Origin of the sequence: Veillonella sp. DNF00869 (genome assembly GCF_001553345.1) — a bacterium.
Lineage (GTDB): Bacteria > Bacillota > Negativicutes > Veillonellales > Veillonellaceae > F0422.
Map to the genome: position 1 here is coordinate 46,422 of NZ_KQ960768.1, position 25,201 is coordinate 71,622.

Annotated in this window: 21 protein-coding genes; all 21 read right to left on the reverse strand. The window is 39.8% G+C overall.

Features of this window, described 5'->3' with window-relative positions:
* Positions 1-4: 4 nt before the first annotated feature.
* Entirely contained in the window at positions 5-559 is a 555-nt protein-coding gene (gene fapR / locus HMPREF3032_RS03290; RefSeq protein WP_009353554.1) for a transcription factor FapR, read from the reverse strand.
* A 103-nt stretch (positions 560-662) separates the two neighbouring features.
* Positions 663-1,811 carry a hypothetical protein gene (locus HMPREF3032_RS03295; protein WP_062401843.1) on the reverse strand — a complete coding sequence of 383 codons (1,149 nt, stop codon included), beginning with the start codon at positions 1,809-1,811 and terminating at the stop codon, positions 663-665.
* Between the two features lie 184 nt (positions 1,812-1,995).
* Positions 1,996-4,239, reverse strand: a complete 2,244-nt coding sequence (locus HMPREF3032_RS03300) for a TonB-dependent receptor (protein ID WP_062401846.1) — start codon at positions 4,237-4,239, stop codon at positions 1,996-1,998.
* 227 nt (positions 4,240-4,466) lie between these two features.
* Positions 4,467-6,728, reverse strand: coding sequence for a TonB-dependent receptor (locus HMPREF3032_RS03305; protein ID WP_062401850.1), 2,262 nt, complete (start codon positions 6,726-6,728; stop codon positions 4,467-4,469).
* A 143-nt stretch (positions 6,729-6,871) separates the two neighbouring features.
* Positions 6,872-7,138 (reverse strand): 30S ribosomal protein S15, encoded by a 267-nt coding sequence (gene rpsO / locus HMPREF3032_RS03310; RefSeq protein ID WP_009353572.1) that lies wholly within the window; start codon positions 7,136-7,138, stop codon positions 6,872-6,874.
* 123 nt (positions 7,139-7,261) lie between these two features.
* On the reverse strand, positions 7,262-8,053 hold the full coding sequence (locus HMPREF3032_RS03315; protein ID WP_009353555.1) for an ABC transporter ATP-binding protein: 792 nt from the start codon (positions 8,051-8,053) through the stop codon (positions 7,262-7,264).
* Between the two features lie 15 nt (positions 8,054-8,068).
* Positions 8,069-8,968, reverse strand: a complete 900-nt coding sequence (locus tag HMPREF3032_RS03320) for an ABC transporter permease (protein ID WP_009353558.1) — start codon at positions 8,966-8,968, stop codon at positions 8,069-8,071.
* 35 nt (positions 8,969-9,003) lie between these two features.
* Positions 9,004-9,969 carry an ABC transporter substrate-binding protein gene (locus tag HMPREF3032_RS03325; protein WP_009353575.1) on the reverse strand — a complete coding sequence of 322 codons (966 nt, stop codon included), beginning with the start codon at positions 9,967-9,969 and terminating at the stop codon, positions 9,004-9,006.
* A gap of 213 nt (positions 9,970-10,182) precedes the next feature.
* Complete coding sequence (gene brnQ / locus HMPREF3032_RS03330; protein WP_062401853.1) at positions 10,183-11,523, reverse strand: branched-chain amino acid transport system II carrier protein; 1,341 nt, start codon at positions 11,521-11,523, stop codon at positions 10,183-10,185.
* A 12-nt stretch (positions 11,524-11,535) separates the two neighbouring features.
* Positions 11,536-13,164 (reverse strand): phosphoenolpyruvate carboxykinase (ATP), encoded by a 1,629-nt coding sequence (locus tag HMPREF3032_RS03335; protein ID WP_062401856.1) that lies wholly within the window; start codon positions 13,162-13,164, stop codon positions 11,536-11,538.
* 224 nt (positions 13,165-13,388) lie between these two features.
* Positions 13,389-14,276: a UTP--glucose-1-phosphate uridylyltransferase GalU gene (gene galU, locus HMPREF3032_RS03340; RefSeq protein ID WP_009353569.1), complete on the reverse strand. Its 888-nt coding sequence runs from the start codon at positions 14,274-14,276 to the stop codon at positions 13,389-13,391.
* 14 nt (positions 14,277-14,290) lie between these two features.
* Complete coding sequence (locus tag HMPREF3032_RS03345; protein ID WP_062401859.1) at positions 14,291-15,850, reverse strand: LPS-assembly protein LptD; 1,560 nt, start codon at positions 15,848-15,850, stop codon at positions 14,291-14,293.
* Positions 15,851-15,859: 9 nt separating this feature from the next.
* Positions 15,860-16,966, reverse strand: a complete 1,107-nt coding sequence (locus HMPREF3032_RS03350) for a hypothetical protein (RefSeq protein WP_062401862.1) — start codon at positions 16,964-16,966, stop codon at positions 15,860-15,862.
* A 57-nt stretch (positions 16,967-17,023) separates the two neighbouring features.
* On the reverse strand, positions 17,024-17,470 hold the full coding sequence (locus tag HMPREF3032_RS03355) for a hypothetical protein (RefSeq protein WP_062401864.1): 447 nt from the start codon (positions 17,468-17,470) through the stop codon (positions 17,024-17,026).
* Positions 17,471-17,572: 102 nt separating this feature from the next.
* Positions 17,573-18,580, reverse strand: coding sequence for a hydrogenase expression/formation protein HypE (gene hypE / locus HMPREF3032_RS03360; protein ID WP_062401866.1), 1,008 nt, complete (start codon positions 18,578-18,580; stop codon positions 17,573-17,575).
* Positions 18,581-19,699, reverse strand: coding sequence for a hydrogenase formation protein HypD (gene hypD / locus HMPREF3032_RS03365; protein ID WP_009353561.1), 1,119 nt, complete (start codon positions 19,697-19,699; stop codon positions 18,581-18,583). It lies immediately after the preceding gene.
* Positions 19,656-19,910: a HypC/HybG/HupF family hydrogenase formation chaperone gene (locus tag HMPREF3032_RS03370; protein ID WP_009353557.1), complete on the reverse strand. Its 255-nt coding sequence runs from the start codon at positions 19,908-19,910 to the stop codon at positions 19,656-19,658. The genes hypD and HMPREF3032_RS03370 overlap by 44 nt, the downstream gene beginning before the upstream one ends.
* An 8-nt stretch (positions 19,911-19,918) precedes the next feature.
* Positions 19,919-22,177, reverse strand: a complete 2,259-nt coding sequence (hypF, locus tag HMPREF3032_RS03375) for a carbamoyltransferase HypF (protein WP_062401868.1) — start codon at positions 22,175-22,177, stop codon at positions 19,919-19,921.
* Positions 22,178-22,206: 29 nt separating this feature from the next.
* Positions 22,207-23,601: a thioether cross-link-forming SCIFF peptide maturase gene (gene scfB / locus HMPREF3032_RS03380; protein WP_062401871.1), complete on the reverse strand. Its 1,395-nt coding sequence runs from the start codon at positions 23,599-23,601 to the stop codon at positions 22,207-22,209.
* 316 nt (positions 23,602-23,917) lie between these two features.
* Positions 23,918-24,061: a six-cysteine ranthipeptide SCIFF gene (scfA, locus tag HMPREF3032_RS03385; RefSeq protein WP_009353042.1), complete on the reverse strand. Its 144-nt coding sequence runs from the start codon at positions 24,059-24,061 to the stop codon at positions 23,918-23,920.
* A 78-nt stretch (positions 24,062-24,139) separates the two neighbouring features.
* Positions 24,140-25,174 (reverse strand): metal ABC transporter solute-binding protein, Zn/Mn family, encoded by a 1,035-nt coding sequence (locus HMPREF3032_RS03390; protein WP_009353031.1) that lies wholly within the window; start codon positions 25,172-25,174, stop codon positions 24,140-24,142.
* Positions 25,175-25,201 lie beyond the last annotated feature (27 nt).

Consider the following 25,201-nt stretch of genomic DNA (forward strand, 5'->3'; position numbering starts at 1 on the left):
ACCCTTATTCTATCACAGATTCCATAATAAATTTAGCGCGAAACACTTCTTTTATGGTATCTTTGATTGTTACTTTTATAAAGAATTTTTCTCCTCGTTGTCGCACTAATTCAGCTTTTGCTGCTAAATTAACATCGCTTTTAACGAGACTCTTATATTTAATATTTCCAACTCCAGCAATCATTGTAGGAACCCCTACAATAGCTCTTGCCAACGAGTTAGCCTGGGCGTATAAATATTGTGCCTCCACATAGCCTGATCGATCTAGCATCTCTTTTGTAGTGCGAAGAACACTGATGCCATATTGTCCTACTGCTAAATCAATGACATCTCCTACTACATCTGCCCGATCAATATGCTGTCTGTCATCAGAATGCTCCTGTGCCATTGCCTTAATCCGTTCACGTAACTCAGGAATGCCTAATGCCAAACGATCCAATCGAATGGTCGGAACACTAACTCCAAAATATGTGGCCAATTCCTCATCCGTCGTGAAGGGACTTATATTCAGTTTTTCGCGCAATAACTGTTGTCGTTCTTCCTTCTTTATACGACTCATATAACCACCTTTTATGACCAAGTAATAATACTTCCATACAATTATACTCTAAAATGATAATAGTATGCAAGCTTTTCTTGATTCCTATGCAAAATATGCATACTTATTTGAGAATGGTAAGTTGTCCTCTATTGCTTATCACTCGAATGGGCGCAGTTGTATTTGTTGCATTAGGCCTACGATCTACTATTTTTACATACCCCTGCAATACATCTACTACAATAGGTTCTGTATCTTCTTGGTAAATAATACCTGCCGTTTCTGGCGTATCACCGCCGATTAATGTTTGAATATGACTACCTGTAAAAGTATATCCTTTGCCAGTTGCTAGCAGTAATTCTTCATGTCCACTGCGATGTCGCTTAGCTCCCATCCATCGATTATGCCACGTTGCCTGATTTTTCAATTCTAGTGTAACGCCAGACTGGTAAGGGTTATTTCCACTTTCAGCAAATTCATTTAAAGCCCCACCAGTCCAATTGGAGTCCTTTGTGCCAAGATTCATCGCAATATAGGAGCCATGACGACCTGGATTAGGGTTCAACCCATAATTTTTGTTAAGCACACCAAGATTACCCGTCACTTGTACTGTCGGATACTGATCAACCTGCTCCACAGAAGAAATCGTTGTGCTTGTATAGGTATCAGCTAATCGGTTAGTACCAATGCCAATGCTACCTTCTTCGACAATAGCAGCATACACATCTGCCTGCTTAAATGGCACAGTTTCAATTTTCACAGGACCGTCCAACGTAATATAACTATCTTTATTAGCCTGCACGCCATTACCAACAGCACGAATCACCGTTGGACCATGAACCACAACTTTCGTATCGTACTTAGGATCATTAATCTGTTTTCGTCCAAAGCCTGCATAGATACCGCTCATGTAATAATGTGCCATTTCATCAGCTTGGTCATAAGGATGAGCATTACTTAGATCTACTTGCAAGCCCTTGTAGACAGTTAACTTAGTACCATCCAATACATAAATACCAGTTACATTATGGTGCTTTTGCTGCACCGTGTCATACCCTACACCATTTACCTTAATATGCAGTCCCTCTGGATAGTTGAGTACCTCATGGTATTTGCGCATCGCCACAGCTCGCCCCGCTGTGCTTACCTCAATGAGCTCTGGTTGCGTCACAACCTGTTGAAAGCCTACCTCTGCCGACGCTCCATACACAAATGGTACAGTGCTCAAACATGCCATAACAAGTCCTGCTAGTACATTTCGCTTATAATTCATACATACTCCCCTTACGAATCACTTGGACCTCTACTATGAATATCTTTATATCCTCTTTAGTATACCATTGGTAAGAGCCATTGCCTATGGTAGTGCTATTCCAATTGGTCATACAACATCTAGTAGGTAACAAAATGAGACGCCCCTCGTCGGAACGTCTCATATTATTAATATTATAGTTGTATTAGAATTTGAATTTCATACTTGCAGAATATGTGCGGCCTGCTGTGGCTTCATCATCAAAGAAAATGCGATCAAATACATTTTGTACTCCAAATTGGATCGTCGTTTCTTTTGATAATTTATAATTCACAGAGAGATTCGAGATAACATAGCTATCCCGTGAACCATATTGTCCCGTAATCTCATCCACTGATTGTCGACGGCTTATATATTGAGTATCGAAAAGAGCATTCCATTTTGAGCTCGTGTATTCAACCCCAGCATGGATGATATGTTTAGGAATATCAAAATTAGTTTCTTCATATGCCTTAGCATTAGTTTGCGGAATAGCATTATGATTTACCCGTCCTGTTTGCCATGTGTAATTGCCAAACACTGACCACTTTGGAGACAATTGATGACGAAGTTCTAGTTCCACGCCACGACGAGTTTCAGAGTCTACATTACTGTACATTTTGTAATCAACTTTTTTATTTTTATAATATGTTACAAATTTCACTTTATCTTTTGTGTTTACATAGAATCCTGTTATACCCAATGTAGTCTTCGTATCCCAAGATTTTTTCAATCCAACTTCAAAAGTATCTGACTTTTCTGGATTTAAATCTGGGTTCGCTTTCACAGTACCACTATAACGATAAACTTGACTTAATGGCGGTGGATTAAAGGAGTGTCCATAGGATGCATATATATTTAAAGAGTCTGTTACATAATGTTCTACACCAACTTTAGGGCTCCACTCTGTATATTTACCTTCTCCATGTTGTACTGTATCATATTGTTTCTTATCTTCATTATATGTAATATGCTGACCATCAAATTTTTTGAATTGATCCACACGAAGTCCCGTATACACAGCCCAATCATCATTTGGACGATACGTATCTTGTAAGAATAACGCTATATTACGAGTAGTCCCTTTATTCACTTCATAAACCCCATCTGGATACGTCGTAGAATCATAAGAACTATGGTCTCTCCAATTGGTTAAATCTCTACGTGTTTGATCAAAACTTTCTTGTTTCCAGTTAAGACCAGCTACAACAGTATGTTTTCCTATATGTTCCCATATTTTTTGAGTATCAAAGTTAATTGTTTTTCCTGGATAGAAGGAATCATCTCCAGGTCCGTTATAGTCCGCTGTCTTAGGGTTATTTGGACTAGAAAATCCATCTTTCTTACGATCTAATATATTGAAAGAGGCCTGTATTTTATTAGCGTCATTTTTATATTGTAAACCATGAGAATGATATTCTCGTAATCCATCATACCCTAAATATCTATATGTTTTTAGTTCTACTCCCTCATTGTCATTTACTTTTACAATACCAGCAAATACAGGTTTCCCCTTTTCTGTAATTGTACTCATAGGATTCTTATACACATATGTGTTATTAGTATATAAATAAGAATATGTTAGGGATTCCTTATCTCTCAATTTCACAGTTGCATAAACAGACAAGTTTTTATTATTGAAAGCTTTATCTCCACGACTACCTAACAAATAGTCACCATCCTTTGTTTGCGGAATAGGCGTATCTGGAGTAATTGTTTTATCACCCGCTTCTAACTCGTATGCACCTCCTACGATAAAGAATCCTGGGAATCCACCTGTCCTACGTTGTTCTGCAGAAACGCCTACAGATACACGATCAGTTACGCGCGCATCAAATCCTAATTCATTATTCCATGTGCCATGGGAGCTATGTCCTATTTGTCCATGCCAATGAATATCTCGTACAGATTCTTTAGGTGCTACTTGTTTTGTTTGAATGCTAATAACACCGGCTACACCTCTACCACCATAAAGTGAGGAACTAGCACCTCGCACCAATTCAATACGATCAATCGTATGTACTGGAATAGCTTCCCAATCTACGCCATTATTAAAAGTATTATTCATTGGTACACCATTAAGCAATACTAATATATTAGTAGAACCAAAGCCACGAATTTGTAAACCACCATTCCCAACTTGACTTTTATATACACCTGGTAATAGTTGTAACGCATCTGCTACAGTATCCACCCGTTTGGCTTCAATATCTTTTTGTGTCACTACAGATACTGAGCTAGGTGTTTTAGCAACGTCTTCCATCGTCCGTGTAGCTGTTACTGTCACTGTTGGCAATATAACGGTTTCCTCTGCTGCAGAAGTATCCACTGCCTGTACCGCTTGACTCGTCATAGCAGACAAAATCATGGACAATAACGCTAATTGTGCCTTACCTATTTTTGTTTTCATACGTACTCCCCTTGTCTATACTAAAAATAAAATATCCTATTTTATAGTATAGCACTAATTTTCATCATTGAAAGTCCTCACACAATGAATGTTAGTTATTTTTACACTTAATATTATGATATTCTCCCTTTTCTATGTCTTACACTTATGAACATACACCCTTTAAAAACTTATTATGAAAAATGAGACATTCATACAATGAATGTCTCATTTTACAGATTTCTATATTAGAATTTAAATTTCATGCCTACATTATACGTACGGCCGCCTGTTGCTTCTCTCGCATAGTATTCACGATTAAAGATATTTTGTACTCCGAATTGCAATGTCGCTTCTTTGGATACTTTATAATTTACGGACGCATTAGTCAAGAAGTACGCATCTTCTGACTCTGGCTCGCCACCTGCCGTATCTTTGCTGTTGCGGGATCTTACGTATTGCATATCCCACAACACATTCCACTTGCCACTATTGTATTCCAAACCACCATGGAATAGGTGCCTTGGAATTTCAAAGTTTTGTTCTTTTCCATCACTTTGATCTGTATTGGCCAAAGCTTTACTTTCTATATATCCCATTTGCCATGTATAGTTTCCAAAGACAGACCATTTGTTAGACAACTTGTGACGAAGTTCTAATTCTACACCACGACGTGTTTCTGATCCTATATTGATATACTTTTTGTAATCCTCAGTACCATCTGTCTTTTTAAATGTAACATATTGAATTTTATCCTTTGTATTCACATAAAAGGCTGCTACGTTTAATTTTGTACTTTCATTCCAAGATTTTTTCAAACCAAGTTCAAAGGTATCGGAATGTTCTGGATCTAACTCTGGATTTGCATGAATAGGAGTTTTAGATGTTTGACCGAAGCGGTACACTTGGTACAAGGTTGGCGGTGCAAAGGAGTGACCATAGGATGCATAGACGTTGGTAGAATCATCAAGGTATCTTTCTACGGACAACTTAGGACTCAACTCTGTGTAAGATCCATCATTATGATGTGCAACATCGTAGGACTTTGTTTTCTTATTGTACTCCCCGTGGGACCCATCGTACTTTTTAAAATGATCTAAACGAAGTCCGGCATAAATAGCCCAATCATCGTTAGGGCGATACGTATCTTGTACAAAAACTGCCATCGTGCGAGATGCCCCTGTATTCGTTTCACTCACACCGTTAGGGAATACCTTAGTATCTTTAGAGTTTTTATCTCGCCAATGTTGCAAAGAAATCTTTTCTTGATCAAACCGCTCTTGTTTCCAATTCAATCCCCCTACAATTTGATGTTTTCCTTCAGGTTTCCATGCTTTTTGCACATCTAGATTGTACGCTTTGCCTGGATAGAAGGAGTGCGTCCCTGGACCTTCATAATCTCCTGAAGTTGCTTTTGTTGGCACAGAATAGCCATCTTTCTTTTTATCTAAATAACCCAAGGAAATCTGTAATTTGTTCGCTTCATTTTTATATTGCAAACTATGAGAATGATATTCTCGCTCTGCATCATGACCTAAGAAACTATTGCCATTAAGAGATACATATTTTTTATCACTAACCTTGATATCTCCTGTAAAAACGGTCTTTCCATTTACTGTAACCGCACTAATTGGATTGTGGTAAGAGTACTTATGGTTCGCATATACATAGCGATAAGTTAGCGTTTCTTTGTCGCCTAGGTTCATCGTAATATAAGCAGACAAATTCTTATTATGCAAAGATTTATCCCCACGATTCCCTACCACATATTTACCACTTGTCAACTGTTTTAATGGCGTGTCAGGAGATACAGCTTTTACATCTTCTTTGATAGCCTTGCTTTTTTCCGTCACAAAAAATCCTGGGAATCCATTTGTGCGACGTTCTTCTGCAGATACACCAATGGCTACCTTATCCGACACGCGAGCATCAAAACCTAGCTCATTGTTCCAGGTGCCATAAGTCCCACCATTGACCTTACCATGCCAATGAATCCCTTGACGATTTGCCTTCGGTGCCACTTGTTTCGTTGTAATACTTAATACACCTGCTACCCCTTTACCACCATACAAGGAGGAACTAGCACCACGCACCAATTCAATTCGATCGATGGAATGCACGGGAATCACTTCCCAGTCCACCTTATTATTGAAAGAATTATTCATCGGCACGCCATCAACGAGTACCGATATATTTTTAGAATCGAATCCACGGATTTGTATTTCACCTGCCGAAGCTTGACTTTTATACACCCCTGGTAATAATTGTATCGCATCTGCAACCGTATCCACCTTGCGATTTTCAATATCCCTCGCTGTCACCACAGACACAGAACTAGGCGTTTTTGAAATATCTTGTAAGGTTCTCGTTGCCGTTACCGTTACATCTGGCAAGGTCACCGTTTCTTCTACCGCTTGCGCATCATGAGCATACCCTGTATAACTGCCCAACGCTACCGTAACCATAGATAATAATAGTAACCGCGTTGCATTTCGTTTCACTTGTTTCATTCGTACTTCCCTTCTTACTATAAAACAAACATCAAGTTTCCTATTAGTATACCATTCATTTTCAATATTGCAAATCATTTTGTGAAAATATCTTCATATATAACAAAAAAGCGGCCGAAGCCGCTTTTTGTAAGTACGTAAAATTATTTACGTAAGCCTAATTTTTCTAAGATCGCACGGTAGCGTTCGATGTCTTTACGACGAAGGTAGTCAAGCATGTTACGACGTTGACCAACTAATTTTAAAAGACCACGACGGGAATGATGATCTTTTTTGTGCTCTTTTAAATGCTCAGTTAAGTATACAATGCGGTTAGTTAAAATCGCGATTTGTACTTCTGGGGATCCAGTGTCACCTTCGTGAACAGCAAATTCTTTAATAATAGCTGCTTTAGCTTCTGTAGTTAACATATTTCATGTCCTCCTAAAAATTACAATTCCATAGGCCAAAGTAATGGGCGGAGACTCAATTACCTCGCCTAGGTTAATACATCGGTATCTATAATACTATACTTTCATATAAATGTAAAGTATTTATCCTAACATCATGCGGTCACTGAGGGTATTTTCGCTAGCTACTTCAAAGCGCTCTAATAAATCTTGTACCGTTAAGCTAGCCTTCTCTTCTCCTCGTACATCATAGATAACTTTACCATTATCCATCATGATCAAGCGATTGCCGAATCGCAAGGCATCACGCATATTATGGGTAATCATCAAGGTAGTCAAATGATGTTCTTTTACTAGTTCATCTGTGAGCTGCAATACTTTTTCTGCCGTTTTAGGATCTAAGGCTGCCGTATGTTCATCTAGTAACAGTACTTCTGGCTTCAACATAGTGGCCATCAACAAAGTAATAGATTGACGTTGACCACCACTTAATAACCCCATACTGGATGACAAACGATTTTCTAAGCCCAAATCCAAACGAGCTAATTGCTGTTTAAATAATTCTCTTTCATTTTCTTTGAATGCCCAAGACAATCCCATTTGTTTTCCGCGACGCAAGGCAAGAAGCATGTTCTCCTCAATTTGCATATTTCCTGCTGTGCCCAACATAGGATCTTGGAAGACACGACCAATGTATTTGGCCCGTTTGTATTCCGCCATGTGAGTGACGTCTACATCATTAATATGCAATGAACCTTCATCGACGGAGAATACACCGGCAATGGAGTTCAACAATGTACTTTTACCAGCTCCATTACCACCGATAACAGTCACGAAATCTCCATCTTCTAATCGTAAATCAATGCCACGAAGAGCAATTTTTTCATTCACAGTGCCTTTATGGAAGGCTTTCACAATTCCTTTTAATTCTAACATGTGCGCACCCTCCTCTTAACTACGACGAAATTTACCTTGCCACGTTGGTAAGGATAGAGCTAAGGCTACTAAGATAGCAGTAAATAATTTTAAATCATTTGGAGGCATACCTAGGTATAGTACAGTAGCAATAACAATACGGTAAATAATGGAACCGAATACAACGGCTACTAAGCTCAACACGAAGGAAGAATTACCAAATAGTTTGCGCACTACCGAAGAAGAAGCAAATAATACTTCTCCAATAATAACTGATGCCAGGCCGATAACGATAGTTCCTACGCCCATACCGATATCTGCAAAGCCTTGGGATTGAGCAATTAACGCCCCAGATACAGCTACAAAACCATTGGATAATAGTAATCCAAGAACAATCATGGAATCTGTGTTTACCCCTTGGGCACGAATCATTTGTGGATTTACCCCAGTAGCGCGGATAGATGTACCTAGTTCAGTACCAAAGAACCAGAATAAGAATAATCCCACTACCACAGTTACCACTACACCAATGATAGTCAATGCTACCGCATTGGAAATACCCATGCTATGAATGGCGGAGTACACCGTATCCATGCGCAATAAGGAGATATTTGCTTTCCCCATAATATGTAAGTTCACAGAATACAAGGCAATCATGGTTAAGATACCAGCTAGTAATGCAGGAATTTTTAATTTGGTGTGTATCCACCCTGTTACAGCTCCGGCAATCATACCACCAATACCTGCAACTATCACTGTGATCCAAGGGTTCACACCCATGGTAATCAATACTGCAGAAATAGCAGCTCCCATAGGGAAACTACCTTCTACTGTTAAATCAGCTACATCTAAAATTCTGAAAGTAATAAACACACCCAATGCCAACAATGCCCACAATAGGCCCTGTGCAATGGTACTAATAATTAAGTTTGTCATAGATCCTCCTACTCGGGGTTGCCCCCACTACTATACTACTGTTGTCGCAATGACTCTGGAATCTGGATATGCAAGCGATCCGCTTCGTCTTGATTGAATACAAATTTAATAGGCTCTTGCATCTCGATTGGCATGCTATCCGGTGTGCTTTCACCACGAAGCACACGGGCCGCCATATGTCCAGTTTGAACTCCTAATCTATAAAAGTCTACAGAGTAGGCTGCTAGTCCACCTGTTTTTAACCATGTCTCATCAGAGGGAAACACTGGTAAGTTAGCGCTACTAAATATAGTGACGATGTTCGCATAGGATGAAGCAATGATATTATCTGTTGGAAAGTATACTGCATCAATACCCATAATAGCTAATTGATTCGCCGCCTGCGGCACATCATTCACGTTGGAGACGGTTATTTCTACTAATTCCATACCGTATTTTTGTGCTTCTTTTCGAAAACTCTCTGCTTGTAATTGTGAATTCACTTCACTGGATGAATAAATAGTACCGATTTTTTTCGCATTCGGTAATAATTGATGCACTAATTCCACTCGTTTTTCCATAGGCACCATATCTGTGGTACCCGATACATTACCACCTGGATGTTCATCACTATCTACAAGTCGTGCTGTGGTAAAGCTCGTAACCGCAGTGCCTAATACAGGAATGTCCTTCGTAGCATTCGCCATAGCCTGTACCGCTGGAGTTGCAATGGCCACTACTAAATCGGAATTACGCGCCACAAATCGTTGGGCAATGGTGTTTAGATTGGATTGGTCTCCTTGAGCATTTTGGTGGTCAAGAATCACATTATCTACAAATCCCTCTTCCCGTAATCCATCTACGAAACCTTTATTTGCTGCATCTAGTGCGGGATGCTCCGCTAATTGCAAGATACCCACTCGGTACATCTTGCCTCCTCCTGGTGCTTCTAGTGAAGATTCATGCCATAGTAAGAATCCCACCAGACAGACCACCAACAGGGCCAGTCCTTTTTTCCACATAAAAATCTCCTTTCTACTATACTACATGGTAGCCACGCGCCACCGCCTACAGTCTTTCTATGGGAAAGATATAGAGATTATACCACATGTGAAAGTAATAGAAAATATATAAATTAAAATTTCTATAGAATCTAATACCGTCACGAGACATTATCCTCACAGATAAACAAAACGACTAGATTATTACAATCTAGTCGTTTATCTTTAATTCTACTATTTACGTACTAATGCGATATGCACCATACCGATAAGGAAACCGATAATGGACGGCACAATCCAGCCCATACCGATAGAAGCAAATGGAAGCATTCCGTAATATGGCAACGCCCATTGTACAAATCCAGATTGATTGATAAATGCTGGTGCTGTTGCCATAGCATCACCTAATGCCGCAAATAGGGCAAAGGCTGTTGTCCACGCATACACAGCTTGTCTGCCTTTGAAAATAGGTGCTGCAAAGGATAACAAGATGATTGTAATAGACAATGGATACAAGAACATCAACACAGGGATAGCTAATTCGATGATTTTTGTTAAGCCTACGTTAGCAATTAAGAAACCCACTGCTGTTGTTAAGTATGCATAACCACGGTAACCCAATGTGTTTGGGAACATTTCATCAAAAGTTTCACCACAAGCACCAATCAAACCTACGCAAGTTTTTAAACATGCTAGTGTAACAATGATGGCCAACAAGATAGCCCCTACATTGCCGAAGTAAAATGCATTCATTTGCGCCATGGTAATACCACCATTTTTAGCAAGGCCTAATGTTGTGACACTTGTAGCACCACTGTAGGCTAAGAAACCGTAGATAACAGCCATAATAGAGCATGCCACGAAGCCTGCTTTCACAAGTCCCATAGCAATGTCCTTAGGTTCTGTGACCCCCACACCTTGTAAGGCACGGATAACGATGATACCAAAGGCTAACGATGCCAATACGTCAAGTGTATTATAGCCTTCTGTAAAACCTTTGAAGAACGCATGGGTAGCATATTCCCCTTGTGGTGCTACTGATGCGTAATCTCCCATTGGCATAACCACTACAGTGATTAATAAAATGCTTAGGAATACTAAGAATAATGGCGTTAACACTTTACCAATGTATGTCATCAATTTTCCTGGATTCAAGGAGAACAAGATGGCAATAATAAAGAACACTGCAGAAAATACACCTAAGGCAAGATCAGGATTGACACTGCCAAGGAATGGTTCAAATCCGATTGTATAGGATACTGTACTCGTTCTTGGGATAGCAAATGCTGGCCCAATCGTGATGTACAATAACAAGGTGAAAATTTTACCATAGGTCGGGTGTACACGACTTACCAAGTCTTGTAAGCCATTACTACGAGACACACCCATAGCGACAATACCCAAGAATGGTAGTCCAATAGCTGTCGCTAAAAAGCCTAAGATAGCTGGCCACAACGCTTGACCTGCTTCTTGTCCTAAGTGAACAGGGAAAATTAAGTTTCCTGCTCCGAAGAACATCCCGAATAACATAGTTCCAATAAAGGCTACAGAGCCCCAAGATAATGTTTGATTCATCACTATTCCCCCTTACATAATGATTTTTAATACATCTAGTACTTCATTTGGCAACTCATCTTTTGTTCCTTTTAATTTTTCAATGTAATCGTAGCGGAACTCAAATGCTTTGTGCAAAATATGATGGTACTCACGAACTGTAAAATCTGGTTCAAAACCTTCAACTTTTACATATTCTAAGTTTTCATATTTATAGAACGGTTCAAAGTTAAGGCTACCCTCAACCAAACCTTCTAACAAGCCTAATGTTACTTCTTTTGGAATTTTTTTGTCCAAGAAGAAGCCCGTATTCATAATGTAGCAATCTACACCAGATTGAGTGAATAGTTTTTTGTAACTTTCATAATCGGTACGTAAAGAATAGGTACGGAATGGATTAGCATAAGGTTCGATCACCAATGCATTAGGATCTACGTGAGCATCCAATTTCTCTGCTGTAGAACGACGTGTTGCCAAAGTAGCACCCATAGTAGCCGCTAAAATTGGATCATCCACTTTTAAAATTGGTGGCAATGTTTTATCTTTCATCAACCACACGATAGCATTCACTGGATCTTTTACAAAGTTCACACGATTATCTGTCCAGAATTGTGATTTAATAGCACGACCATTGTTATTGCGCACATCTTCTGCTAACACAACTTTGTTACCATCTTCATCTAAAGTAACACCCACATTTTGCAATGTTAATAGGTATTTATTAGCAGGATGTTCCACTGGATAGTCTTGCATTTTATCAAAATATGTTGGTTCTAAGGCAATGGAAGACAAATCTTCTGTATGAATGATATAGGCATCATCATGTAATACAGAAATATCATATCGTCCACCATGCTGTTCATGAGTCAATGTAGATTTACCAGACCCTGATAACCCAAATACGCCAATCGTATAAGAAGAACCATCTTTTAAATTGTATCGTTTCATGCCACCATGGCATGCCACATAACCATAACGATTTGCCAAGGACCATCCTAATGTAAGAGTACCTTTTTTATGCTCCCCAAAATAACGCATACCTAAAATCATAGCACAGTTATGAGCAGGGTCAAAAATAGCCAGTCCACCTGGATGACCTTCTACCACATAATCTGGGTCAGAGTAAATAAAAATATCCCCTTCTGGAATCTCTTTACTACCTCTATAAAAGGCTTTTACTTCCTCATTGAAAAATTGGAAATTAATAGCCCAAGAATATAGGATCGATGCGTGCTCTTTAGGAATCATCAAGTGCGCACGAGCAGTAAAAGCTTCATCCAAACCTACGATAGCTTGCGCTGAAATCCATTCTTTATGACGGCTATCATATACTGCATCCCGCGCAATATCACATAATTCTACTTCATTAATACCTTCATCGCCAATAATACGGCGAGCTTTTGCATAACGACCTGTTGTTTTACCATTATTTGTAACTAATACTTTGGCATCTTGCGGTAAACCTTGCTCTTCCGCACGGTATACGGGCATATCTAATACAACGACCCCAGGTTCTTTCGTGGCTAACTCATAAGCCTGTGCAATAGACTTCACCGGTGTTACATTATTTCCATAAAAAGCAGTTTCTATGGTACTTCTTAATTTGGAAAAGAGCGGATTCTCTTTAATTTCGGAATGTTTCCATTTTAATCTTGTTGCCATATGTTCCTCATTAATTCTAACTTACTATACTTATGCATATTCTTATATTCTAACATTTAATTAAGTATTTCACAATATGAGACCAATCATATATACTGCATCAGTCTAGCAAATACAGGCCTCTGTGATATGTATCACAGTGTATTTTTACTATGCGATGAATAGTTATGAAAAAACGGATATCACAAGGCATTCACCTCACAATATCCGTTGATTCTATACAACTAAGATCTATGATTCATAATATAATCAATATCTAAGTCTTGCAAATACAATTTAAATGCCTCAGCCAACTGTGGATTTCGTAAGCCGTATTCTACAGTCGCTTTTAAATATCCTAATCGATCGCCTATATCATAGCGCACCCCTTCATAAGAGTAAGCTAAAATTCTTGAGGAAAGTCTAGCAATCGCGTCGGTCAATTGAATTTCATTGCCCGCCCCTTGGGGAGTTTTTTCTAATTCATCAAATATATCTGGCGTCAAAATATAACGACCTAATACCGCCAAGTTCGATGGGGCATACTCAAGTGGTGGCTTCTCCACCAAACCTGCTACTTCGTACACATTCGGTTCGATTTCACTACCTGACACAATACCATAGGAGCTAACTTTTTCTGGAGCTACAAATTGAGTTCCTAAAATTGTTACGCCATCATGGGCATAATGACAATCAATTAATTGCTTCAAGCACGGTCTTTGTGGGTTATAGACCACATCATCCCCTAATAGAACAGCAAATGGCTCATCCCCTATAAAAGACTTCGCACAATAGATAGCATCACCCAATCCACGGGCTGTTTTCTGACGAATGTAATGAACTTTAATATTCGCCAAATTTCTCACCATATCAAGATGTTGTTGCTTACCTTGTTGTTGCAATAATTGCTCTAACTCCACACTAGTATCAAAATGATCTTCAATCGCACGCTTATTGCGTCCCGTAATAATTAGAATATCTTCAATACCTGAATCGATAGCCTCTTGCACAATATATTGTATTGTTGGTGTATCCACAATAGGCAACATCTCTTTCGGCTGTGCCTTAGTGGCTGGTAAAAAGCGTGTACCAAAGCCTGCCGCTGGAATCACTGCTTTTCTAACTTTTTTCATGGTTTCCCCTTAGATTAAAAATCTTTCGCTACCAATGTATATTCCCATTTCTTTTGTTTTGTACGATATGTCAAGGATCCTTCAAAGGAATGTAAATCACGATGCCATGTAAGATCTACATACCGTAACTCATGAGTCTGCATATCTCGTTGTATCTGTACACTAAAGCGATCTAATCGAGTAGCTTGTACACTTAGCCCATAGTATAAATTATACTTCACATCAATTTGATCAAATGGATATGGAGAGTCGGCTGAGACAGATACATTACTTTGACGATATCCAGCCCAAGCTTTCACACGAGGTCCTAGGTTGGTGTTGGCAGCTACACCCCAATATGGCATAGAACGAACCGACGAATTATATCCGTAGTAGTCACGTTGGTAACCACCATAGAAGGTAACCTCTGTATTAGGCCCTATATGAACTGGGTCATGAGATACTTCACCATACATCTTAGCATGAGTTCCCTTGATATGACCTTCATACCATTTACCATAGCTAACACCACCACGAATAGTCACAGGAGTGCTACCAAGATGATACGCATGCGTATCTACCGATAATTCAGGCTTCTTCTCGACCCATACTTTTTTCGCATTTAATGTAGCTGACTCGCGACTATACGCTATTTTTGCTTCCCCCCAAGGCAAGAAATGAACATATCCAAAGGATGGTTTAAACCCAATATGAGTTCCCCAAGTATAATGTAAGAAAAGTTCCCCATGTTTAGATACTGGATAATCAATTTTACCATTTAAACTCAATCCATCAGAAGAATTATATTTCGGTCTTGGTACAAAGGAAAATACGCTCACTTGTCCTTGTTTATCTTGACGCAAAGACACCGTATATTTATTTACAGAAATAATCCGTTTATTTTTAATATAAAAACTTGCATTATGAATGACTGCTTTATCTCCAGGGAATACCTCTATATAGTCCCCTTCCACACGATAATCAGGTGCCCCTTTAAAAGCAATGGCATGTTTTGTCGTTAACCAACCTTTTTCAATGCGCCCTGTTTTACCATCAAAGTCGCCCACTTCTGCTTTTACCCAATAGGGATCGGCATAGCCAAATACATTTTTTGTATGAGCTGCTCCAGTAGTAGCATTATAGGTAATATGAGAACCTTTTAAGTCCTTTGTATCCCCTTTATCTTCTAAAAAGTGATAGTCCGATACACTTTCATATTGCTGGGTCTTCGTATTACCTTCTAGTCTTTCTGACAATAGTTGTTGATTGCCCCGTTCTACTTCTACAGCGCCATTGGCCCATACACGACCAGTAGTATCGTTATAATACATTTTATCTGCATCAATACGAACTGGTACAGCCGGTTTTTCTACCACTTGTTTGCCTTTTTTTTCAATTGCTTTAACCTGCAAATTGGGCGCATACTGTGTATCTGTAGATACTGTGGAAGTCTTAGGCATTTGCACATACTGAGTTTCGGCAACCTTTGGAGCGGCTTCGAATACTGGGGTCGTAGCATCTACTGTTTGGGCATGACCTTGTGTACATGCCAATGCCGTCAAAATAGCAGCGGCTGTTACAGAATATCTTTTCATGCTCATCTCCTAGTCTTTCTCACGTTTTACAATGATGACAGGTTTTTCAGTTAAAGAATCATCTGATACCACTTGTACAGGTTCTTCTTTTGCTTTTACAGCCGGAGCTGGCGTTGATTCAGCTACTACTTTTGATGCTGCTACTGGTTCAGCTGCTGCTTTTGGTGCTACCACTGGCTCCACAGGAGCTTTTTGCACAGCTCCCGTATCTACACCATGCACTTCCACCCCAGAAATAGTAACAGAAGATTCAGGCTGTACATACACAAGAGTTCCTACTGGTAAATCAATAGATTTACCTTTTACAAAGAAGCCCCCTACAAGGCCTACAGGTCCTAATAAAACAGCCCCTGCTACAGACGCACCAGCCGCTTTTAGTTCTCCTTTTGTTTTAGACTTAGCTTCTTCACCTTGGATGGCTGTGAAAACTGTACCATCAATACCTTGTAATTTATCAAATACAATATTTAATTTTGCATTACGTCCAAAAGATCTTGCTTTTGTAATTTCCGTAATATGGCCAGTACCTACTGTTCCTTTAGGAATCAACAGAGTTTCCCCATCCATTACATCTTCTGCTACTTTGACATGAACTACATCATCTTTCACATTTTTTTGAGATGTTACTGGTTCTGTTAATTCTAGAGTAAATACTTGATCAGCCCCAATAGTTCCTAGTTTTGTTCGCAATGCTACTTGTGTTCCAAAAATAGATTGCTTTAATTTTTGTACACGACTTTGTAAAGAACCTTTTGCTTCTAGTCCATTCACACTGCGTTCCATTTCGCCAATGCGTTCTACGAGAGAGCCACTATGAACTTCATCATAATACATCCATTCCAAAGCATTGACTTCTTGATGCAATGTTACCTTTGTTCCTTGACCTTCCACAGATGTATACAAAGATTCCACTTGCCCTGTAATACTACCTTGTTGTTTTGTACCATAAATAGTATCTTGTAATTGATGTACTCGATCTGTTAATGCACCTACTTGTACTTTACCATACACAGTACTTTCCAAAGCTTCTGTTTTTTCTAATACTGTGTCTGGTGCAGCCCATACACTTGTTGCTAAAAGAGCAAATACAGCTCCTAATACAGCAGAACGTTTCATAGTATCTCCTCATCTCTACTAACACATAGATAGCACGGGCAAGCCCGTGCTAATCCATTAAATCTTCAAATCTATAATTGCGGATACGCCAACCCCTTGAATGCGGTTTGCAGTCGTTGGGTTCGTACTGTCAATCGGTACTAGTCCTTTTACGCGAGCTACGGAATTAAAACTAGCCTCAATTTGTGCTACCGCTTCCACACGTTCCACTTCACTACTAGGTCCTGTTATCTGTGCTGCACCAATATGGCCGCCTTTACCAAGACTAACAATAGGAACTACTTTTGTTGAATAGGTAGTACTCAAATTATTTTGCTTTAATAAATTGTTCAAAAAATTATTAATGGAGTCTCCATATTTATCTACTAGAAAGCCCACGCCTCCCACTTTCAAGGCGCCTCCTAATAAACTTCCTAAATTGAACGCCTGAGCTTGTTGCACTCCAACAACACCCACAGTGGCTACTGAGAATGCTACCATAGCAGCTACGATTTGTTTTTTCATCGTAATATCCTCCTTTTCCTTTCCATTGTATCAAAAAATAAATTTTTATTCTATACAAAGTATATGAGATATCCATGATTTTTTCATGAAATCTTATATTTTTTAGCAAATCCGTGGAACTTGGTCTTCTCCGAGCATATCTAACAAACGAATTCCGCCTACTGCCGTTTGTAAACCTACTTTACCAGCATTACCATTCACTATATCACCAATGATGACAGCATCACAACCTTCTGTAAAAGTCCGCATCATCTGCACTACATCATCTGCCACATCAGCACGTACAATGGCAATCATTTTACCTTCATTGGCTAAATACAATGGGTCATACCCTAATACTTGGCATACGGCTTGCACTTCCTCACGGACAGGAATGGCAGACTCTTGCAATCGAATCCCTTTTTGAGCAGAATTTGCAATTTCTTGTAATGTGGTAGCCAATCCACCGCGAGTAGGATCTCTAAAAAAAGCAATATTTTTTCCAAATGTTTCCAATAAGGCATGGGACATAGTATGTAAGGGAGCACAATCTGTCTGAATTGTGTCTGGCAAATCTAATCCATACCGAGTTCCCATAACAGCAATGGCATGGTCACCCAAGGTGCCGGATACAATAACTTTCATACCACTTTCAATATAGGGAGTACCTAACTGTACATAGTCCGGTACAATACCTACACCGGCTGTATTGATGTAGATTCCGTCAACAGAACCCTTTTCTACCACCTTCGTGTCTCCTGTAATGATAGAAACACCCGCTTGTTGTGCCATATCAGACATGGTTTGTAGCACCACTTCTAACGTAGGGATAGGCAACCCTTCCTCTAAAATGAGTCCACAAGACAAATACTGAGGAATAGCACCCATCATAGCTAAGTCATTCACTGTACCACATACAGCTAACTTACCAATGTTACCACCAGGAAATATATGCGGCGTCACTACATAGGAATCTGTGCTCATAGCCATACGCCCATTAGTAACGGAAAATACAGCCCCATCATGTAATTCATTTAATATTGGATTAGAAAAATATTTCACAATATATTTGTCCACTAGTTCGTGGCTAAATTTACCACCATTACCATGGACTAACCGAATCCGTTCCATTTATTCCTCCCAGGTCATTCCACCGCTGGAAAAACCGTATTTATACCAAGCTGAACAACTACCTTCTACGGATACCATACAAGCTCCTACTGGATGCTCTGGCGTACAAAGTTTGCCAAATAAAGGGCATGCATCAGGATGAATCATCCCTTGGATAACAGACCCACATTGGCAACCTTTCGGTCCATCACTAGTGGTAAACGGAGGCAATGGTAATTGTACTAATGCATCATAAGCAGACCATTCACCTCGCAACTTTAATCCTGATGCAGGTAAGGTACCAATACCACGCCAACCATCATCAGACGGCTCATACAAGGTATCCATTAATTGTTGTGCTACTGGATTTCCCGTTTTTGCCACCACAGACCGATATGTATTTCCTACATAAAATTTCTTTTCTTTACGTTGTTCTAAGAGATTTACAATGGCTGCTAAAATTTCCACACCATCAAAGCCAGCAATACAACTTGGCATATGATATTCATCAGCTAAGAATTGATACGGCTGTTCTCCAATGATAACGCTTACATGACCTGGCAACAAGAATCCATCAATTTGATGATCTGGATTACTTAATAAAGCGCGTAATGCAGGAGGCACCAATTTATGAGAAATCAGGAAAAATACATTTTTTAGTCCCTTTGCATGAACCGCCTGTATTGTAGCTGCTATGACAGCTATAGTTGTTTCAAAGCCAATGCCTAAAAAGATAATCTTCTTATCTGGATATTGTTCACTTAAGGAAAGCACTTCCATTGGGCTATAGATAATCTCAATGTGGGCACCCTCTTCTTTAGATTGCCATAAATTACCTGTCGTACCAGGTACTTTTAGCATATCTCCAAAGGTGGCAATCACTACGTCATCTTGAGCTGCATACGCCAAAGCTTGGTCCATGTATTGTTGATCTGTCACACACACAGGACATCCAGGACCACTAATCAGCTCGATGCCTTTTGGTAGCATTTGACGGATGCCTTCACGGAAGATAGCCACGGTATGGGTCCCGCAGACTTCCATAAACCGCACCCTTTCTTCCGGATTATGTAATTCACGAATGCGCTCTAGTAGACTAGCAGCGACCTTCGATTTTTCTGTTAAAGTAATCTTGTTCAAGTTCTTCTAACTCGCGGAATGCCTCAAGGGTCAAACGAGCTTCCTCCTCATCTACAATTTGTACGGCACAGCCCGCATGGACTAATAGCCAATCTCCAATTTTTGCTTCCGGCACCAATAACAGGCTACACTCCCGTTGCACTCCTGTTAATTCTACGGTACCGATGGATTCATTAATATGCACCAACTGTGCAGGTACTGCTAAACACATAGTATCTCCTATCTATTCATATAATTTCCCAACCATAATTGTCCTAAAGCGATACCACCATCATTCAAAGGGCTTTGGTTAGGAATGTGGATATGGTACTCTTCTAATTCCCGTATCACTCCTTCTAGGAGAATGCGATTTTGGAATACTCCTCCACACAAGACAATATGCGAAATTTGTCGCTCCTTACAACATTGTTTCGCCATCTGTCCTATATAATATATCAAAGTTCTGTGAAAGTTTGCTGAGATTTTTGCTACACTTTCACCACATTCTAATTGTTCTATCACAGATCGTACTAAACTCATTGTATCTAATACCGTTCCGTCCAGCTTCATGTCTAGGATAGTGCCCCTCTCTGAAAGCGCCAGTTGTTCTAACTCGATAGCAAGTTGCGCATCATAGAGATGCTCATGGCCTACACCTAACAAAGACGCTACTGTATCGAATAAGCGTCCACCGCTCGAAGATCGTATCATCTGCATATGAGGCATCATTTTCTCTAATAGTTCCCATCCCTTTGGCAGTGTTTTCTTCCACTCTTCTATAACTGTGGGTCCCCCTGATGGATAGGTCTGATTCACATACCATAATGCTTGACGCCACGGTTCTCGTACTGCCACTTCACCACCTGGCAAAGGGGCATAACTCAAATGTGCCATACGTTCCATATGCTCTTGATGACAATATAAAAACTCACCGCCCCATAGAGTGCCATCTGTGCCATATCCTGTCCCATCAAAGCAAATACCTAACACTGGTTCCTGAATATTATACTCTGCCAGTACCGCTGCCACATGGGCATGATGATGCTGCACTTCTATGACAGGTAATTGATATTTCTCTGCATAGATTCTACCACACTGTGATGTGTAGTAATTCGGGTGGGCATCCACGATGACCTCTGTTGGTTGTAATTGAAATAAGTCTTCATAGCGCTTCGTTGTGGACCATAGCAAATCCTGTACTCGCTGATGCTCCATATCTCCCATGTAGGGGCTAAGGATAGCATGAGAACCTCGATTCATCGCAAATGCTGCCTTCATATCTGCACCCATAGCTAGCATAGTTGACCTCTTCTCTAATGCTACTACAGGAATGGATACAGGTACGTATCCTCGGCTACGGCGAATCATGATTGATGTATCATGCACCACTTGTACCACAGAATCGTCTACAGGAGAGATAATCTCCCGATTGTGAGTCAATATATAGTCTGCTATCCCCTGTAATTCTTCCAATGCCTGGGCATCATTATATAATACAGGATCACCACTTCGATTCGCACTAGTCATGACCCATAGAGCATTAAACGGTACTAAACTGTAGTGATACGGAGCATAGGGCAGCAAAATGCCTAAGGTTTCCATACCAGGAGCTACACTTGGTGCCACCGTATTATGCTCTGTTACCTTTCGCAACAACACAATAGGCCTTGCTGGGCTCAACAATAGTTCTTCTTCCTTTTCAGATATGTATACATACTGTTTTGCCGTTTCCAAGGATCCTGCCATGACCGCTAAGGGTTTTCTAGGCCGTCCTTTACGCTGACGCAAGGTTTGTACTGCATTTTCTTGTAACGCATCACAGACCAAATGATAGCCGCCTACACCTTTTAATGCCACAATGGCACCTTGTTGTATGTACTCTTTGGCTTGCTCTATGGCATCCTGTCCAGTAGCCAACACCATCCCATCTGTACCTTGTAATGTAAACATCGGTCCACACTGCTCGCAAGCATTAGGCTCTGCATGATACCGTCGCCCTTCTAGATCCTCATATTCCCCTTGGCACTCCTCGCACATAGGGAATGCTTTCATCGATGTTTTATGACGGTCGTAAGGAGTACTTTCAATAATCGTATACCGAGGACCACAGTTCGTACAATTTGTAAACCCATAGTGAAAGCGTCGATTCACAGGGTCTTGTATATCTTGCAAGCATGCCTCGCAAGGTGCCATATCGGCGCCAATAAAGGCATTGCCCTTAGCACCTTGGGAAAGGATTATCGTAAACGAGTGCAATGATTGTACTGTGCTTGGTTCTACACGCAAAGTATCAATGCGTCCATGCATAGGTAACTCAGATTGCAATCGTTCTACAAATAGTTGGCAATCTGCATCTACACCTTGTATGTGTATTTCCACACCGCTCGTGTCATTTCTCACTGTCCCCACTAGTCTTAATTCATGGGCTAGTTTAGACACAAAGGGGCGGAATCCTATGCCCTGTACAATGCCTGTTACATGTATGGTGTATGCTTTCATAGAACCCGCCTCCCTTCAGTTATAAAATTTTAGTGATTTTCTTGTCGGATCCCCGCTGCATCCAGTTCAGCTTGGATCATAATAGCACATTCAATACGTTTTTTCTGTAATTTACATCCCATTTCGTATGGTGTGCTAAGGTCTCCACCTAATGTTTCATTATTTGCATGGCAACCGCCAGAGCAGAAGAATTTTGCCCAACAGTTAGCACATGTTTCTTTCGTAAATACGTGAGTGTTTCTGAACTGCGTTGGTATGTCATAATTTTTCAAACCATCAAAGACCGTACCAATCACATAGCCATCCTTACCTACGTATTGGTGACATGGGTAAATATCTCCATTTGGTACAACAGCCATATACTCATGACCAGCTCCGCAACCACGTAAGCGTTTCGCCATACATGGTCCACGGTATAAATCCATACGGAAGTGGAAGAAGTTAAATTTCTCCCCCCAACCTGCTAGTTGACGTTCTAAATATAAGTCTGCCAATTTTTCATATTCTTTTTCGATGATCGGCATATCCTCAGGACGTAACACATAAGCTCCATCTTCGCCAACCACTGGTTCCATAGACAAATGTTCAAACCCTAAATCTGACATAGCTTCTACATCTTTGCAGAAGTCCAAGTTATTATGTGTATAGGTACCACGTACATAATATTCACGGCCCTCACGCTGTTTAACAGCATTCACTAAGTTCTTCGCTACTGTATTGTAAGTGTCTTTGCCACCAGAACTTGGGCGCATACTATTATGCACATCTTCACGACCATCTAGGGACAGCACCAAACTCATGTTATGCTCATTCACATAATCGATTTTATCCTGTGTCAATAACATGCCGTTAGTGGTCAATGTCAATTTAAAGATTTTTCCATGTTTTTCTTGAATGGATTCAATGTATTCTACGGTTTGTTTCACTACATCCCAGTTCAACAATGGCTCACCACCAAAGAAATCGATTTCACAATGCTGGCGTGGACCACTCATAGAAATCAAGAAATCTACAGCACGTTTCGCCACGTCAAAACTCATTAATTCTCGTTTTACTCCGCCGTAATCACCTTGACTAGCGAAACAATACTTACAAGCTAAGTTGCAATCATGAGCAATGTTTAAGCAAAGAGCTTTTACAATTGGTTTTTCATCTACCACTAGTTTGAACTCTGCAGACATAGGAGCAAAGAGCATTTCCTCTTTGATGAGTTCATCTAACTCATCCATAATTTCATCTAACTCCGCTGCATCCTCTGTAGCATCTAATACACTATGTACAGTATCACGGTTGGTACCGTTATAGATATCTAATACACGATCAATGAGCTCATCGATCACATGGATAATTCCACTATTTACATCCAATAGAAAGAACTTATCTTTCATTTTAAATTTATGAATCATCGGTTGTAATTCTAACATTCATACCTCCATTAACTTACTAAAGTCTACCGTATATTATATCACTTTATACTCGTAACGTATAGAAAGCTATCAATATAGAGTATACTTTTTCTAAAATTATAGTATGCAAAAAATTGTACTTTTGAAGTACAGATATTATAATTTAGACAAGCTAAAGACATAAAAGGGTTAGCATACAGAATCCCCCTAGATCTGGTACATCTAGGGGGATTTTTGTATGTTTTATAGTAACACTTTTAGTATAATCCTAGAAGTAATATAAAGCAAATAAGCTGCCCACCATATGGTGAACAGCTTATTGCTAATCGAATGATTATTTTTGTTTGCACACTTGGTTACCTACTGTACAGCTAGTTTTGCAAGCAGATTGGCAAGATGTTTGACATTCGCCGCAGCCGCCTGTTTTAGCAGTTTTTTGTAGGGATTCAGTGTTAATTGTACGAATACGTTTAGACATCTTCATTCCTCCTAAGCACAAACTTACTCTATTATATTATCATCTAATACCGTTTCAAGCAAGCAAAAGGCATAGGAATTAGTGAGCTAACGCTTCTTTCAATGTTTTAAGGTTTTCTTCCATGATGTCAAGGTATGTCACATTTTTTTGTGCTTGTTCTTCTGTTAAACCTTCTGCAGGGTTTAATACATACACTTTTACGCCAGTTTCAGCAGCGATAGCATTAGCCAATTTAGGGCTTACCAATTCTTCACTGAAGATTGCTTTTACATTATGTTCTTTGATGAAAGCCACGATATCTGCCATGCGTTCTGGTGTTGGTTCAGCATCTGGAGATACTCCCATAATACCCAATTGTTCAAAACCGTATGCGTTTGCTAAGTACCCAAATGCCATATGGCTAACTACTAAATGTTTGTCGTGTTGTGTTTTACCAAATTCTTCATATTTAGCATGCAAAGCTTGTAATTTTTCTTTGTATGCTTTGCCGTTAGCTTCATAGTATTTTGCATTCGTAGGGTCTGCTTTAGAGAAGGCTTCTACAACGGCATCTACTTCTTTAGCAACATTCATTGGATCTAACCATACATGTGGATCAAACTCGCCATGTTCATGTTCGTGCTCATGTTTATCTTCTTTTTGAGCTTTATTATGGTCATCTTTGTCGTCTTTATGATCTTTGTCATCTTTATGATCTTTGTCATGATCATGTTCGTCTTCATCTTCATCTGGAGCTGGCAACAAAGTAACAGATTTAGACAATTCTACAGGTTGCGCTTTTTGTAGCACATCTTTTTCTAAAATCTTTTCTGTTGGTTCCAAACCTGCACCGCTATATAAGAACACTTTAGCAGTACCAATTTCTTTTAAATCTTTTGCAGTTGGATCCCAATCATGTGGTTCTGCTCCTGGAGGTACTAATAAAGTCACATCAACTTTGTCTCCCCCTACTTGTTTCGCTACATCATATACAGGGAACACGGTAGTAACGACCTTCATTTTTTCAGCTGGTGCTGCTTGTTTTGTATCACTGCCACACCCAGCAATACCTACTGCAGTAGCCACCATAGTAGCTCCTAGTACAAAATAGGTTAATCGTTTTTTCCAATTCATGAGTATACTCCTCCTAACACATAAAAA

Bases quoted from the DNA above. Each gene is read 5' to 3' on its own strand.
- fapR (WP_009353554.1), bottom strand. From the start codon at position 559: ATGAGTCGTATAAAGAAGGAAGAACGACAACAGTTATTGCGCGAAAAA.
- HMPREF3032_RS03295 (WP_062401843.1), bottom strand. From the start codon at position 1,811: ATGAATTATAAGCGAAATGTACTAGCAGGACTTGTTATGGCATGTTTG.
- HMPREF3032_RS03300 (WP_062401846.1), bottom strand. From the start codon at position 4,239: ATGAAAACAAAAATAGGTAAGGCACAATTAGCGTTATTGTCCATGATT.
- HMPREF3032_RS03305 (WP_062401850.1), bottom strand. From the start codon at position 6,728: ATGAAACAAGTGAAACGAAATGCAACGCGGTTACTATTATTATCTATG.
- rpsO (WP_009353572.1), bottom strand. From the start codon at position 7,138: ATGTTAACTACAGAAGCTAAAGCAGCTATTATTAAAGAATTTGCTGTT.
- HMPREF3032_RS03315 (WP_009353555.1), bottom strand. From the start codon at position 8,053: ATGTTAGAATTAAAAGGAATTGTGAAAGCCTTCCATAAAGGCACTGTG.
- HMPREF3032_RS03320 (WP_009353558.1), bottom strand. From the start codon at position 8,968: ATGACAAACTTAATTATTAGTACCATTGCACAGGGCCTATTGTGGGCA.
- HMPREF3032_RS03325 (WP_009353575.1), bottom strand. From the start codon at position 9,969: ATGTGGAAAAAAGGACTGGCCCTGTTGGTGGTCTGTCTGGTGGGATTC.
- brnQ (WP_062401853.1), bottom strand. From the start codon at position 11,523: ATGAATCAAACATTATCTTGGGGCTCTGTAGCCTTTATTGGAACTATG.
- HMPREF3032_RS03335 (WP_062401856.1), bottom strand. From the start codon at position 13,164: ATGGCAACAAGATTAAAATGGAAACATTCCGAAATTAAAGAGAATCCG.
- galU (WP_009353569.1), bottom strand. From the start codon at position 14,276: ATGAAAAAAGTTAGAAAAGCAGTGATTCCAGCGGCAGGCTTTGGTACA.
- HMPREF3032_RS03345 (WP_062401859.1), bottom strand. From the start codon at position 15,850: ATGAAAAGATATTCTGTAACAGCCGCTGCTATTTTGACGGCATTGGCA.
- HMPREF3032_RS03350 (WP_062401862.1), bottom strand. From the start codon at position 16,966: ATGAAACGTTCTGCTGTATTAGGAGCTGTATTTGCTCTTTTAGCAACA.
- HMPREF3032_RS03355 (WP_062401864.1), bottom strand. From the start codon at position 17,470: ATGAAAAAACAAATCGTAGCTGCTATGGTAGCATTCTCAGTAGCCACT.
- hypE (WP_062401866.1), bottom strand. From the start codon at position 18,580: ATGGAACGGATTCGGTTAGTCCATGGTAATGGTGGTAAATTTAGCCAC.
- HMPREF3032_RS03370 (WP_009353557.1), bottom strand. From the start codon at position 19,910: ATGTGTTTAGCAGTACCTGCACAGTTGGTGCATATTAATGAATCCATC.
- hypF (WP_062401868.1), bottom strand. From the start codon at position 22,177: ATGAAAGCATACACCATACATGTAACAGGCATTGTACAGGGCATAGGA.
- scfB (WP_062401871.1), bottom strand. From the start codon at position 23,601: ATGTTAGAATTACAACCGATGATTCATAAATTTAAAATGAAAGATAAG.
- scfA (WP_009353042.1), bottom strand. From the start codon at position 24,061: ATGTCTAAACGTATTCGTACAATTAACACTGAATCCCTACAAAAAACT.
- HMPREF3032_RS03390 (WP_009353031.1), bottom strand. From the start codon at position 25,174: ATGAATTGGAAAAAACGATTAACCTATTTTGTACTAGGAGCTACTATG.